Annotated in this window: 10 protein-coding genes; 5 read left to right on the forward strand and 5 right to left on the reverse strand. The window is 74.1% G+C overall.

Annotated elements, in window-relative coordinates:
• Positions 1-596 (forward strand): SDR family oxidoreductase (locus DZF91_RS07125; RefSeq protein ID WP_117356689.1); only part of this gene is annotated, 596 nt, incomplete at its 5' end.
• Here the strand turns inward: DZF91_RS07125 and DZF91_RS43235 are convergent.
• The gene (locus DZF91_RS43235; protein ID WP_235834137.1) at positions 482-1,489 is read right to left on the reverse strand and encodes a rhomboid family intramembrane serine protease; all 1,008 of its coding nucleotides are present in this window, start codon (positions 1,487-1,489) and stop codon (positions 482-484) included. The genes DZF91_RS07125 and DZF91_RS43235 overlap by 115 nt on opposite strands.
• A 161-nt stretch (positions 1,490-1,650) precedes the next feature.
• Positions 1,651-1,971, reverse strand: coding sequence for a WhiB family transcriptional regulator (locus DZF91_RS07135; protein ID WP_117356690.1), 321 nt, complete (start codon positions 1,969-1,971; stop codon positions 1,651-1,653).
• A gap of 161 nt (positions 1,972-2,132) precedes the next feature.
• Between DZF91_RS07135 and DZF91_RS07140 the strand changes: the two genes are divergently transcribed.
• Positions 2,133-2,636 (forward strand): GNAT family N-acetyltransferase, encoded by a 504-nt coding sequence (locus DZF91_RS07140; protein ID WP_117356691.1) that lies wholly within the window; start codon positions 2,133-2,135, stop codon positions 2,634-2,636.
• A 112-nt stretch (positions 2,637-2,748) separates the two neighbouring features.
• The gene (locus DZF91_RS07145; protein WP_158587868.1) at positions 2,749-4,377 is read left to right on the forward strand and encodes a CYTH and CHAD domain-containing protein; all 1,629 of its coding nucleotides are present in this window, start codon (positions 2,749-2,751) and stop codon (positions 4,375-4,377) included.
• 33 nt (positions 4,378-4,410) lie between these two features.
• Here the strand turns inward: DZF91_RS07145 and DZF91_RS07150 are convergent, their stop codons facing one another.
• Positions 4,411-5,421, reverse strand: coding sequence for an NUDIX hydrolase (locus tag DZF91_RS07150; protein ID WP_117356693.1), 1,011 nt, complete (start codon positions 5,419-5,421; stop codon positions 4,411-4,413).
• Positions 5,414-7,552, reverse strand: coding sequence for an RNA degradosome polyphosphate kinase (locus DZF91_RS07155; protein ID WP_117356694.1), 2,139 nt, complete (start codon positions 7,550-7,552; stop codon positions 5,414-5,416). Before DZF91_RS07155 ends, DZF91_RS07150 begins: the two co-directional genes overlap by 8 nt.
• A gap of 360 nt (positions 7,553-7,912) precedes the next feature.
• Between DZF91_RS07155 and DZF91_RS07160 the strand changes: the two genes are divergently transcribed.
• On the forward strand, positions 7,913-9,634 hold the full coding sequence (locus DZF91_RS07160; protein WP_117356695.1) for a pentapeptide repeat-containing protein: 1,722 nt from the start codon (positions 7,913-7,915) through the stop codon (positions 9,632-9,634).
• A gap of 128 nt (positions 9,635-9,762) precedes the next feature.
• The gene (locus DZF91_RS41845; protein WP_235834138.1) at positions 9,763-10,125 is read left to right on the forward strand and encodes a hypothetical protein; all 363 of its coding nucleotides are present in this window, start codon (positions 9,763-9,765) and stop codon (positions 10,123-10,125) included.
• Between the two features lie 541 nt (positions 10,126-10,666).
• Here the strand turns inward: DZF91_RS41845 and DZF91_RS07170 are convergent.
• On the reverse strand, positions 10,667-11,842 hold the full coding sequence (locus DZF91_RS07170; RefSeq protein WP_117356696.1) for a CU044_5270 family protein: 1,176 nt from the start codon (positions 11,840-11,842) through the stop codon (positions 10,667-10,669).
• Positions 11,843-11,976 lie beyond the last annotated feature (134 nt).

Consider the following 11,976-nt stretch of genomic DNA (forward strand, 5'->3'; position numbering starts at 1 on the left):
CGTCCGACGGCGGGCGGGGCGCGGGCCACGGGGGCACCGCCACCGACACGCGCGTGACGACGCTGCCGCTCGACCTGGGCGCGCCGCGCCGGCTGGAGGCCGCGCTCGCCGCCGCCGGCCTGCCGGACCGCCTGGACGGCCTGGTCTACGCGGCCGGCGTCGCCCACCTGGACCGCGTCGTCGACACCGAGACCGAGGAGTGGATCGAGCACCTCTCGGTGAATCTGGTGTCGGCGGCCGAGCTGACCCGGCTGCTGCTGCCCGCGCTGCGCGCCGCCCGGGGGCAGATCGTCTACGTGAACTCCACGGCCGGGCTGCGCGCGAACCCCGGCTGGGGCGCGTACGCGGCGAGCAAGTGGGGGCTGCGCGCCCTCGCCGACTCGGTCCGCGCCGAGGAGCCGGACATCCGGGTGACGTCGTTCTTCCCCGGCCGGACGGCGACGGAGATGCAGCGCCGCGTCCGCGCGCAGGAGGGCGGCGCCTACGACCCGGCCGAGTTCGCGTCCCCGGAGTCGATGGCCCGCTCGATCCTCGCCGCGCTGGAGACCCCGCGCGACGCGGAGATCACCGAGCTCGTCGTCCGCCCCAAGAACTGACCGCGCGCCGCCGCAGGTCGCGGAGGCAGGGGCGGAGGCTGGAAGCGGAGCCATGCCGGTCGCCGCGTCCGCGCCACGGGGTCACGAGATCGCGGGGCCACGGGGTGCGGACGCGGGAGGCCGGGGTTCAGGAGCGGCGGAGCATCCAGGCGCCGAGGACGCCGCCGATGAGTCCGAACAGGTGGCCCTGCCAGGAGATGGACGGGTCGCTCGGCAGGACGCCGACGAGCATCGTCCCTGGACGGGTCGCTCGGCAGGACGCCGACGAGCATCGTCCCGTAGACGGCGACGACCGCCACGGCGATGACGATGTCGGTCAGGCGGCGTTCGAAGAGGCCGCGTCCGATCAGGTAGCCGAAGAAGCCGAAGATCAGGATGCTGGAGCCGAGCGTCAGCGCGTTGCTGGTGAACCAGACGCCGAGCCCGCCGACCACGATGATGACCAGCGACGCGGCGAGGAACCGGCCGATGCCGCGGACGGCGGCGAGGAAGCCGAGGATCAGGAACGGCACCGTGTTGGCCATCAGGTGCCCGAACCCGACGTGCAGGAAGGGCGCGGAGAAGATGTCCGGCAGGTCGCCGACGTCGCGCGGATGGATGCCGTACTGGTCGAGGCGGCCGTTGACGGTGTAGTCGATGCCCTCCAGCACCCACATGCCCGCCGTGACGAGCAGGATGAGGGTCGCCGCTCCCAGCGCCCTGGTCCCCTGCGCGGCCAGGCTCTCGTTCCGGCTCTCCCGTTGGACCGGGGAGTAGCTCATGTCGTCCACCCCGTCGCCGTGCTCCACTGTCGCCGTCCTGTCAACGATCGTCCCTCGCCCGGACGTTCCCGTCCAGAGCGCGGCGATGCGCGGAACCGGGCGCGGGAACGCCGATGTGGCGAACATCGCCATGCAACGTCCGCCACATCCGGGGCGCGTCTCACGGGAAGAGCCCGCCGGATGCGGGGCGCATCACATGCGGAGCGCGCCGCGCGCGGGCGCGCCGTGTGCGAGGAACGGCGCGTGCGTCGCGCGGCGCGCCCGTAAGGAAGGTCACGCCGGTGGGGCGTCGGTCAGGCGGCGGCCTCGGTGATGTCGCCGCGGACGGTGATCACGGGCAGGTGGTGCCGGACGGGCGCGTCGTCCCGGCGGCGGAGCAGGCGGCGCTCCTCCGGCGTCGTCCCGCCCCAGATGCCGTCGGGTTCGCCGACGCGCAGGGCCCACCGGAGGCAGTCGGCGACGACGGGGCAGTTGCTGCAGATGGCCTTGGCCTGGCGCTCCTGCTCGCGCAGGACGGGGGCCGCGTACCCGATGGGGAAGAACAGGTCCGGATCGGCGCCACGGCAGATGGCGTGGTCGCTCCAGTGCTCTTCTGCGGCGTTGGGGTTCGGCATGAGGGTGTGCTCCCTGCGACGGCCCGGCAGATCACGCCGGGCGGTTCGGGATGAGGTGGTTGTCCACCCAACGTAGTACTACGGCAAGTAGTACTACAAGTCGCGGTGGCGGGTGGCGTGGAACGGCCGGATAACCTGGGCGCGTGCGCCCGGTTCAAGATGTGACTTTCCGTGAAGCCACCCGTGATGACCTGCCCTGGATCGTCCGGCTGCTGGCCAACGACCCGATCGCCGCGGGCCGTGAGTCGCTCGGGGGCGAGGACGAGGCCGGCGTCGCCGGCGGCGGGGTGCCCGCGCCCTATCTCGCCGCCTTCGAGGCGATCGAGAAGGACCCCAACAACTCGGTGGTCGTCGCCGAACTCGGCGGCGAGATCGCCGGGTGCCTCCAGCTCACCTACATCCCGGGTCTCACCTACACCGGCGGCGAGCGCGCCCAGATCGAGGGCGTGCGGGTCGCCGCCGAGCAGCGCGGGCGGGGCATCGGGCAGCTCATGGTGGGCTGGGCGATCGAGCAGGCGAGGGCGCGCGGCTGCCGGCTCGTCCAGCTGACGACCGATCGCCAGCGGCCCGAGTCGATTCGCTTCTACCAGAAAATCGGCTTTCGCCCGTCCCATATGGGGATGAAGTACCACCTGGACGTGTCCGAAACCTCCGAGACCCGCTGAGTCTCCCGGGACACCGGTTCCCCGAGGGCCGCGCGTGGGGACGTTCCCCATGATGATCCGATCCAGCGGACATCCGACCCAGCGGACAGCGGAGGACACCCGGAGGCCCCGCGTGACCGAGCGCCACCTGGAGGTCGAGCGCAAGTACGACGCGGACGCCGACCTCCCCTCGCCCGACCTGTCCGGGCTGCCCGGCGTCGCGGACGTCCGGGGGTCCCGGCCCGTCCGGCTGCACGCCGCCTACTTCGACACTCCCGACCTGCGCCTCGCCGTGCGCGGGATCACCCTGCGCAGGCGGCGCGGCAGGGCGGACGCGGGCTGGCACCTGAAGCTGCCGGTCCCGGGCGGGAAGCTGGAGGTCCGCGAGCCCCTCGGCCGCCGCGCCGAGGCCGTTCCCGGACGGCTCGCCTCGCTCGTCGTCGCGTACACGCGCGGTGAACCCCTCCGCCAGGTCGCGGTCCTGGAGACGAGGCGCCGCGCCACCGTCCTGCTGGACGAGAACGACGTCCCGCTCGCCGAGGTCGCCGACGACGCCGTCACCGGGACCGTCCTCGCGACCGGCTCCGCGGAGGAGGCCGACGCCGGGGGCGGGACGGCAACGCGGTGGCGGGAGGTCGAGGTCGAGGTGGTGACGGGCCCGGCGACGCTCCTGGACGCCGTGGAGGAGCGGCTTCTGGCGGCCGGGGCGCACGCGTCGTCCGCGTCGTCCAAGCTGGTCCGGCTCCTCGGCGTCGATGATCAGGACGGAGGGCGCGGCGAGGAGGACGTCGCCGCGCCCCGGCGAAGCGTCGGGGATGTCGTCGTCGCCGCCCTGTCGGCGCAGGTGGACGCCCTGTTGCGGCATGACCCGGCGGCCCGGTGCGGTGAGGACGACGCCGTCCACAAGATGCGCGTGGCGGCGCGCCGGACGCGGGCCATCCTGCGCGCCTACGGGCCGTTGTTCGAGCGCGGCGGCATCCGGCCGGTCATGGACGAGCTGAGATGGCTGGGCCGGGTACTCGGCGAGGTCCGCGACCTGGAGGTTCTCCGCGCCCGTCTCGCGGCACGCGTCCGGGAGGCCACCGCCCCGGACGCTGAAGCCGGTGCCGCCGCGCTTCCGCGTCACGGACCCGGCGCGTTCGTCCGCGTCGAGGACCCGCCGCCCGCCGGGGCCGAACCGGGCGGAACCGCCGGGGCCGAACCGGGCGGGACAACGGGCGTGCGGGCGGCACCGTCCTGGCTGGTCGAGCTGGGCGAGGAGGAGCAGCGGGCCTACCGGCGGATGAACGTGACGCTGTGCGAACCGAGGTACCTCGCGCTCCTCGACGCGCTGGACGCGCTGGTCGCCGACCCTCCGTGCACCAGCCGGGCACGGCGTCCGGCCACCGCGGAGATGCCCGCCCTGATCGACCGGGCGCGGCGACGGCTCGCCCGGAAGTACGCCGCGCTGGACGGCGGCCCCGAGGACGTGGCGACGGCCAGGCACGATGTGCGGAAGGCGGCGAAGGGCGTCCGGTACGCGGCCGAGACCGCCGCGCCCGTCCTCGGCGTGGGCGCGGAGCGGACCGCGCGCCGCGCCAAGGCCGTCCAGACGGCCCTCGGCGAGCACATGGACGCGCTGCTCACCATGCGCCGGGTCGAGCGGGCCGCCGCCGGTGTCCGCGATCCGGCCGAGGCGTTCACGCTCGGCCGGATCCACGCGCTGGAGCAGCACGCCGCCGAGGAGTCCCTGGCCCGCTTCACCGAGGCCCGGAACGCCTGATCCGCCGCGCGCCCGCCTCTGTCGGCGCGGCCGTCAGCGCATGTCGTGGCGTTCCAGGGCGGCGAGGGAGTCGTCCGTGAGGTGCGCGACCCAGAAGGCGCCCTTGTGCAGGGACGGATTCGGCGGGGCGTCCTCGCCGAAGCGGTGGCACAGGCCGGTGACGAGCTCGTTGACCACCTCACCGTGGGTGCAGACGACGAGCGGTCCGTCGGCGGCGGAGAGTTCGAGCAGCCGGTCCACGGCGCGGTCGGGCGCGGTCTCCCCGACGGTGAGGGCGGCGTCGGTGGTGACCTCCACGCGGGTCCGGCGCGCGTACGGCAGGACGGTCGCGACGCAGCGCGCGGTCGCCGAGCTCACCACCCGGGCGGGTCCGAACACGGGCAGCACGTCGGCCAGGGCCATCGCCTCGGCGCGTCCGCGCTCGTCGAGGGGGCGCAGGACGTCCGGTTCGTGCCAGTGGCGTTTCTCACCCGCCGAGCCGTGCCGGACGACGACCAGCGGACGGGTGCGGAGCGGGCCGGTCGCGAACGCGTGCAGGAGGTCCTGGTCGAGGGGGTAGCTGAGGCGGCGTCCGGCCTGGTCGGGGGTGAGCCATTCGAGCGCGTCCACCTCGTCGTTCGGGACGAACGCGGGACCGCCGGACGCCACGGGCGTCGCGGCCCACCAGTCGACCCGCTTCGGCCGTCCGTGCACGGTGTAGTCGGCGGACGGCAGGCGGCGGCCGAGCGCCGCGACGATCCCCGTCTCCTCCACGATCTCCCGGACGGCCGCCCGGAGCGGATGCTCGCCCTGCTCGACGTGCCCCTTCGGGAACGTCCAGTCGTCGTGCCGGGGCCGGTGGATGACGGCGACCTCGGGCGCGCCGTCGTCGCGGGCCCGCCACAGCACCCCGCCCGCGGCGAGCACGGTGTCCGCGGCGAGGACGGCGTCTGCGGAGGGGACGGTGTGCGCGGTGCGACCGACGTCCGCGGGGCGACCGGCGTCCGACTCGGGAGCGGCGTCCGACTCGGGAGCGGCGGCCGGCTCGGGGCCGGGGTCAGCCATCGACCGTCCTCCAGCGGTGCGAGCGGACCAGGTGGGTCTGGATGTCGAGCAGTTTCTCGCCCGGACCGGCGGTCCGGCGGGCCCAGTCGCCGTCGGCGTCCAGCCACCACGAGGCGGTGCCGTCGGACATCGCCAGGTCCATCAGCTCGGTGAGCCGGTCGCGGTGCTCGGCGTCGCTGACGCGGACCAGCGTCTCGACGCGCCGGTCGAGGTTGCGGTGCATGAGGTCGGCGCTGCCGATCCACACCTCGGGCTCGCCGCCGTTCTCGAACACGTACACGCGGGAGTGCTCCAGGAACCGGCCGAGGACGCTGCGCACCCGGATCGTCTCCGACAGGCCCGGCACGCCGGGCCTCAGCGCGCAGATCCCGCGCACCCACACGTCCACCGGGACCCCCGCGCGGGACGCCTCGTACAGCGCGTCGATCACGACCTCGTCCACCAGCGAGTTGCACTTGATCCGGATCCGCGCGGGACGGCCCGCGCGGTGCGCCGCGGCCTCCGCCCGGATCCGCTCGACCAGGCCCGGCCGCAGCGTGCGGGGCGCGACCAGCAGCCGCCGGTAGCCGTCGTTGCGGGAGTAGCCGGTGAGGTGGTTGAACAGCGCCGAGACGTCCTCGCCGACGGCGGGATCGCAGGTCAGCAGGCCGAAGTCCTCGTACAGCCGGGCGGTCTTGGAGTGGTAGTTGCCGGTGCCGATGTGGCAGTAGCGGCGCAGCACCCCGTCGGCGTCCTGCCGGACGATCAGGGCGAGCTTGCAGTGCGTCTTCAGCCCGACGAACCCGTAGACGACGTGGCAGCCCGCCTGCTCCAGCTTGCGCGCCCAGGCGATGTTGGCGCGCTCGTCGAACCGGGCCTTCAGCTCGACCACGACGACGACCTGCTTGCCCGCCTCGGCGGCGTCGATCAGCGCGTCCACGATCGGGGAGTCGCCGGACGTCCGGTACAGCGTCTGCTTGATCGCCAGGACGCGCGGGTCGGTCGCGGCGTCCTCGATGAGCCGCTGGACGGTCGTGGTGAACGAGTCGTAGGGGTGGTGGACCAGCACGTCGCGCTCGCGGATCGCGCCGAAGATCCCCTCGTCCTGCGCGATCGCCTCCTTGGACGGGACGAACGGCGGGTAGCGCAGCTCGGGCCGGTCCAGGTCGGCGATGGCGGACATCCCGGCGAGGTCGAGCGGCCCGGGCACGCGGTAGATCTGGTCGCCGTCGATGGCCAGCTCCGTGGTGAGCAGCTCCAGCACCGCCGGGGAGATCGACTCCTCGACCTCCAGCCGGACGACCGGGCCGAACCGGCGGCGCAGCAGCTCCCGCTCCAGCGCCTGCAGCAGGCCCTCGCTGATGTCGTCGTCGATCTCCAGGTCCTGGTTGCGGGTGACGCGGAACGCGTGGTGCTCCAGCACCTCCATGCCGGTGAAGAGCTGGCCGAGGTGCGCGGCGATCACGTCCTCGAGCGGGGTGAACCGGTCCGGCGACGCCTCGATGAACCGCGGCAGCACCGGCGGGACCTTGACCCGCGCGAACATCGACTTCCCGCTCTCCGGGTCGCGGACGATCACCGCGAGGTTCAGCGACAGGCCGGAGATGTAGGGGAAGGGGTGCGCCGAGTCGACGACGAGCGGGGTGAGGACGGGGTAGATCCGGTCCCGGAACAGCCGCCGCAGGCGCTCCTGCTCGGTGTCGGCGAGCTCGTCCCAGCGCAGGATCTCCACGCCCTCCTTGACCAGGGCGGGCCGCAGGTCGTCGCGGAAGCAGGCGGCGTGCCGCAGCATCAGCTCGTGCGCGACCTGGGAGGTGCGCTCCAGCACCTCGCGGGGGCGGCGGCCGGACGCCGACTTGACCGCGAGGCCGGTCGCCATCCGCCGGGTCAGCCCCGCGACGCGGACCATGAAGAACTCGTCCAGGTTCGACGCGAAGATCGCCAGGAACCGGACCCGCTCCAGCAGCGGCATCTCCGGGTCCTCGGCCAGCTCCAGGACGCGCTGGTTGAAGCGCAGCCAGCTCTCCTCCCGGTCCAGGTAGCGGTCGTCCGGCAGGGTCTCCGTCCGCGTTCCCAGCCCCGCCTCCGACAGCGCGTCCGACAGCGCGTCCGTCCCGGAGGACTGGGGGAAATGTCCTGGATTGACGGTCATGCGGCACATGCTCCCCGGTCAAGGTGAACGGTGATGAAACTGCAGTGTCCGGTCCCCGTTTGCGGCTCTTGTGGTGGTTACTACCGATCTTCCCCGCGAAAACCGTGATCACTCGGGACGTCCGTCCCCTGCCCGCCGGGCCTTTCGCCCAAGCTCCGGAACCGGTTCCGGCCACATCCCGTAAGCCCCGCGGCCACTGGGGGGACGGCCCGTGCGGGCGGCCCGCGGGGCCTCTCCGCAGGCGGATCCGGGCGTCCGGAGAGCCGTTTCGAGGCGTCGCCGCAGGACGGCGGCGGGGAGTAACGACCTGTCCACAGAGAGAGATTGGGACGGGAACCGCGCGTGGGTACAACCACAGACGTGGCCTCCCAGGAACACCTCAGCGTCCCCTCCGCCGTCGGCATCTCACCGTCGGCCGGCGGCGCCCTTCTGCCCGCCGCCGGCGCCCCGCCGTCCGCGGTGACCGTTCCGTGGCCGCGCTGCCGCGCGGTCTTCGGCTGCTCCGGACGGCTCGTCGAACCGTTCCACGGCTGCCCCGCGCACCTGCGGCCGGGCGAGCGGGCCCTGTTCGCCGGACGCCTCCATCCCGGCTCCGATCTGGACCTGCGCGGCACCACCGTCCCCGCCGACCTGCTGGCCGAGGTGCTGGACGCGCTGACCGGCCCGGACGGACGCCCGCACCTCGGCCGCACCCGGCTGGACGGCGCGGTGCTGCCGTCGGCCGCCGCGCTGCGCGGCGCGTGCTTCGAGGGCGACAGCTCCTTCGACGGCGCGGCGTTCGTCGGCGGCGCGTCCTTCTACGACGCCCGGTTCTTCGGCAACGTGTCGTTCCGGGGCGCGCGGTTCGGCGGCAACGCGTCCTTCCACCAGGCCCGCTTCCACCGGCACGCCGCGTTCACCGAGACCGTGTTCGCCGGGGACGCCCTGTTCGGCGAGGCGTCCTGGCTCGCCGACGCCGACTTCACCCGGGCGGTGTTCATCGGCGCGGCGGCGTTCGACCGCGCCCGGTTCGGCCGCGACGCCGGGATGCAGGCGGCGTGCTTCGGCGGTGCGCTGTCCTGCCGCCGCGTCCGGGTCGGGCGGCACGCCCGGTTCGACCGCGCCCGGTTCCGGCGTGGGCTCTGGCTCGGCCCGCTCGCCGCCGGCGCCCGGCTCGTCCTCACCGACGTCTCCGCGCACGGCGGCGTCCGGGTGCAGGCGAGCGCGGACCGGATCGAGGCCGACGGGCTGACCGTCCGGGGCGACGCCGACCTGTGCGTCCGAGGCGCCGACCTCGACCTCACCGGCACCGTCTGCTTCGGCCGGCTCCGCGTGCGCGCCCAGCACCGCCCCTTCTGCGGACTCCCCGACGCGGCGTCCGCGCCCCCGGCGACCTCGGGCACCGCATGGGGCACGGCCTCGGGCACCGCGTCAGGCACGGTCTCGGGCACCGCGTCAGGCACGGCCTCTCGCGCTGGGTCGGGCGGGGCCTCCCGCGCCGGTGCGGCCGTCCGGGTGCTGTCGCTCAGCGGTGTCAGCGCCCCGCGCGTCGATCTCACCGACGTCGATCTCAGCCGCTGCCGGTTCCTCGGCCTGGCGCATCCCGACGCCCTGCGCATCCGGGGCCGCTGCGCGTTCGCGACCGCGCCCGGCCGCCGCCCCCTCACCCGGCACACCCGGCCCCGCGCCGTCCTCAGCGAGGACGCGGACGACGAGAACCCGTCGCGGCTGGCCGTCCTGTACCGGCAGTTGGCCCGCGCGACCGCCGACGCCGAGGGCGGTCCGGCGCGCGACTTCCGCTACCGCGCGCTCGACCTGCGCCGCCGCAGCGACCCCGCCCAGTGGCGCCGCTGGGCCCTGCACCTGCTGTGGATCACCTGCGGTTACGGCCTCCGCGTCGGCCGGACGGTCGCCTGGGTGACCGTCCTCGCCGCGCTCGTTCTGGGCGGCGCCGCCCTTTCGGGCCGCAGCCACCGGCACGCCGCCGCCCATCCGCGCGGCCCGCACCGCCATGCGGACACCGTCCGGCGCGGGCCGTCCGGTGATCTCGTCCCGCGCGGGCCGTCCCAAGGAACGCGCGGAAGGCCGAGTCACCGCCTCTGAATCACCCCTGAGGAAGTGCCGCCTTACCTCTTGGATCCAACGCCTTAACCGTTCGGCTGGCACCGGACACGTGCCGTTCACGGGGCCGAGAGCGTCAAATGTCAGACCCCTGGGTAATGATGCGGAACATGAGCAGGGAAACCCAGCACGGGTTGCGGTGCCCGCACTGCGAAACGCCCCTCACTCTCGTCGCCGCGCCCGATCACGACCACTCGCCCGCGACGCCGGGCGCATTCCCCGTCCCCCCTTCCCCACCCGCCGACACGCCCGCCCCGAACGTGATCGGTATCGCCCAGCCCATTCGGGTGCGCGACGAAACACCGCCGCCGGTCGCCGAAGTCCTCGCCGTTTACGCGGGCCGTTCCAAAGATCCGCTCACCAACGCCCGCGGAATGGCGCGCGTCCGGGAAAGCCTCGAACGCGGTCGCTCCGCCGCCGCCCAACGCCGACTCGCCCAACGCGCCGCCCGCCGCACCGCCCGCTCCGCCTAGAAACGCCCCGCGCCGAGGCACGCCAGCACCCCGAAGAGCACCCGGAGTATGCGTTGACTCCCTGACTCAGAGTCGAAAGAAGCCCGACTGCGTCCGCGCAACAGGCGGTGCGTCCGCGGGTGAAGCCGCGACGCACGAAAAGGCCTTGAACGCGCCCGGCAAACTCCGCACCGCGGTGAACATCGCGTGCGCGGTGAACAGCGCGTGCGCGGTGAACAGCGCGTCCGCGGTGAACAGCGCGTGCGCGGTGAACAGCGCACAGGGATAGCGAGGCTCCGCATCCGCGTGAACACCGCGTGAGCCAAGTGAAGCTGTGCACCCGCGGAACGCCGCGGGGCATGGCGGAGCTTCGTGGCCACGTGAAGCGACGCGTGGGCATCACCAAGCTGCGCATCCGCCTGAATGCCGCCTGAACGCCGCGTGGGCGCTGCCAAGCTCCCGGAGGCGCGGGAAGCACTGCGCGCGGGCCGGCGACCCCGCGCGCGGAAAAGCGCCGCGGGTGGTGGCGCGGCGCTTGTCCGTCGTCCTTCGGGGATGGCGGTCAGTTCGGAGCCGAGTTCGTCCAGTCGGCGCCGAGGATCACGCTCGAGTTCAGCACCGCGCCCGCCGGGAAGCCCGGGTAGAACTTGCTGGGCTTCGCCAGCACCATCTGCGTGGCGAGCGCCCGTCCCTTCGACGGATCGACGATCAGGCGCATCTGCATGTCGACCCCGGCGTTCCCCGCCGGACGCGTCATCCCGACCGCGACTCCGCGCTGTCCCTTGCCGACGGTGACCTTCCCGACCGAGACGACCCCCGGAAGTCCGGCGAGCACCCGGAACGCCGCCGCCCGGACCTTGGGCGCCACGGGCTGGTCGGTGACCAGCCTGCGCGTGATGTCGAACAGCCACGCGTTCGGGTCGGGCTTCGCGAGCTCGCCGCCGCGCACCGCCTCCGCCTCCGCCTTCCGGCCCGGGCCCGCGTACCAGCGCATCAGCTCCGCCTTCAGCGCCTTCGGGTCGGCGGGAAGGGCCCTGATCTGCTTCACCGTGATGACCCGGCCGAGCCATTCGCCGCCCTGACTCATCGGCGCCCGGCTCGTCTGGACCTGGCCGGGGTTCGGTGTCAGCTTGCGCGCCTTGTACTTCCCGTTCCGGAAGTAGTACCTGATCGTCCAGGACGCCGGGGACCCGGATCTCTGCCAGAGCTCCTTGTCCGCGCTCGTCGCGGGCCGCGCGCCGAGGTCCTGGACCCGGCTCGCCACGAACCCCGCCGGCGAGGTCGGCGTCCAGTTCTCGGTGCGCTCCTCGCTGACCACGGTGTAGGCGTTCGCGCCGGACCCGGCCCGCGTGTACTCCCCGGTCAGCGCCGTCACATGCCAGTACGCCCCGGACGCGGGCGTGGCCTCCCGGTCGGCGGTCTCGGCGGCGGTCAGCAGGACCGTCCTCCCGTCGAGCGGCCGCGTCCCGTCCCGGTGCTCGGCGGCCGGGCGGCCCCCGTCGCCGCCGACCGGGACGATCACGGCCGCCGCCACGGCCGCCGCCGCGACACCCGCCAGCCCGAGCCCCCACGCCGGGCGGACGAGTCTCCGCGCGGGCGCCGTCACGGTCGTCGTCCCGTGCGCGCCGTGCCGGGCCCGCGCGAGTTCCCGCTCCCGGGTCCCGGCGTCCACGGGCGCGTCCGGGTCCAGTTCGTCCGGGCGGGCGTCCGCCAGCATCCGCATCACGTCACGGCTCATGTTCTCGCCTCCTCGCGCGTCAGGCCGCATGGCCGACCCGCTTCACTCCCTGGTCACGGTCTGTCTCCGCCGCACCGGCGCCGCGCGGCCCCCCGGCAGGGCCCGGGGCGCCGTCGGGTGCGCCCTTCGGCGCG

Source organism: Actinomadura logoneensis, from assembly GCF_003428695.1.
Classification (GTDB): domain Bacteria; phylum Actinomycetota; class Actinomycetes; order Streptosporangiales; family Streptosporangiaceae; genus Spirillospora; species Spirillospora logoneensis.

Excerpts from the sequence above, each read along its gene's own strand:
- DZF91_RS43235 (WP_235834137.1), bottom strand. The coding sequence starts at position 1,489 with ATGGCGATGTTCGCCACATCGGCGTTCCCGCGCCCGGTTCCGCGCATC.
- DZF91_RS07135 (WP_117356690.1), bottom strand. The coding sequence starts at position 1,971 with ATGCCGAACCCCAACGCCGCAGAAGAGCACTGGAGCGACCACGCCATC.
- DZF91_RS07150 (WP_117356693.1), bottom strand. The coding sequence starts at position 5,421 with ATGGCTGACCCCGGCCCCGAGCCGGCCGCCGCTCCCGAGTCGGACGCC.
- DZF91_RS07155 (WP_117356694.1), bottom strand. The coding sequence starts at position 7,552 with ATGACCGTCAATCCAGGACATTTCCCCCAGTCCTCCGGGACGGACGCG.
- DZF91_RS41845 (WP_235834138.1), top strand. The coding sequence starts at position 9,763 with ATGAGCAGGGAAACCCAGCACGGGTTGCGGTGCCCGCACTGCGAAACG.
- DZF91_RS07170 (WP_117356696.1), bottom strand. The coding sequence starts at position 11,842 with ATGAGCCGTGACGTGATGCGGATGCTGGCGGACGCCCGCCCGGACGAA.